We start from the raw sequence: 1574 nt of genomic DNA, 5'->3' as shown, positions 1-1574 counted from the left end.
GCATGAAAAACGCCTTGCGCATCAGTCACTTGAGGGGTGTTTCTTAAGAGGCGTCGCTCTCTGCAGGCCGAACTACGGCTTTCTGCTGGGCAGTGACTCGACGCGCGCTTGTTCCGCGGCCAGGATGCGCTCACAGGTCGTCAGGCTGCGAAACAGTACTTCAATACCGGCTCCGCCAGGGCTTGGATCACGGCTGGGTGAGGTAAGGGCACGCAAGGCATCGGGCGACTTAACTAGATCCGCTAGGAGCGCCAAGCAGGCGTCTTTGGTGTAACTCGCATTGATCTCTGCGACGATGTCGACCACCCCCTTGGTGAGATGCTCAGTCGATTTGGCGGCAGACTCGGCGAGAGCGCCTAGCTGCCCGCCAGCCGAAGCGGTCGTAGCAACGCGAGACTGAGCCGACCTTAGCGCTGTTGCAGCAGACCGAACCTCCTCGTCTGCGGAAGCCGCTCGCCTTCTCGCGTCGGCGAGCGCGAGCTGACTATCCTGTAGTTCCTTGGTGCCAGCGGTCACTTGTTCCTGCAATGTGGCAAGGGTCGTTGCGTTCTGATCTTCAGGCTTCTTCTTCGTTTCAAGGTCGAGATTCTCTCGACTATCCCGAAGGGAGGCGCGTGCCTTGTCGAATCGAGCAGCTGCCTTGTCTATCTCAGTTTCCGCAGTGAGTGCGGCAGCCTTTGCTGCGTCCACGCGTGCCTGCGCTTTATCGACTGCAGCGTCGCCCGCCGAGGCACCGGACTGCCCGGCAGCTGCCGACGTCAGCAACGCCTGGCCGGCAACCACGGGACGTGTCAACTGCTCGATGGCGATGAGGCCCATCATTGTGCTTTGATATCGGCGCTGCATCGCAGCGAAGTCTGTGTCGCCGACCGCTCCGGCGGCATAGCCTTCGCACAATCTGTACATGGCATCACGAAGGAGCTGGATGGATTGCGTGCGGAGTCCGACGAAAGCGCCACTCTCCGCCAGGCCGGCTGACGCATTAGCTACGTTGTCGCCGTTGCTGACTGCAAGTCCGCCGGAGACGGCGAGGACGGTCAAAGCGTCTGGACTTGGTTCCGCGCAGACCACAATCCGGTCTGGGCGACCGGTTGCGCCACCCTGTCTCTTCTGAGAGAAGACCACTCTCTGTTTCACATCAAGCGAAACGGATGCTCCATCAAGATCGATCGCCTTGTTGTAGGTAGTCAGGTAGGCGCATCCAGATATGAAGTTGGTGGAAACGAGTAGAGCGGTCGCGATGAGCGTTCTCATATCTTTCCCCAGTGTTCGCGTTCAGATGCAAGTGAAGCCTTGTACTTGTGTTCTGCACTTCTCGAATCGTCACAACTACTGACGACGCAGCCTGCGACGCCTAACGTGTTATGCCCGACACCACGCTGTCGCCTAACACGGCAACTGTCGTCCTAATCGGGTGCGCCTGATGTGGCCTATGTGCTTGTCGCATCAAACTTCCCTCCCTGTTGACTGTACGTTCATACAGTCATAAATTCGCCGTCAAATGCAGCGCTTGCTGACAGAGCATAGGAAATTCAAACGCCCTTTTCAAGCTGACAGGCCCCGGGGTAAACCCG

Annotated in this window: 1 protein-coding gene; it reads right to left on the bottom strand. The window is 58.5% G+C overall.

Annotated elements, in window-relative coordinates:
- Nucleotides 1-72: 72 nt before the first annotated feature.
- Complete coding sequence (locus ACOVRJ_RS16690; RefSeq protein WP_422044963.1) at nucleotides 73-1254, bottom strand: hypothetical protein; 1182 nt, start codon at nucleotides 1252-1254, stop codon at nucleotides 73-75.
- Between the last annotated feature and the right edge of the window lie 320 nt (nucleotides 1255-1574).

The sequence above is a fragment of the Roseateles sp. genome, from assembly GCF_049240545.1.
In the GTDB taxonomy this organism is placed as follows: domain Bacteria; phylum Pseudomonadota; class Gammaproteobacteria; order Burkholderiales; family Burkholderiaceae_C; genus Paucibacter_A.
This window is presented reverse-complemented; position numbering and strand designations above follow the sequence as displayed.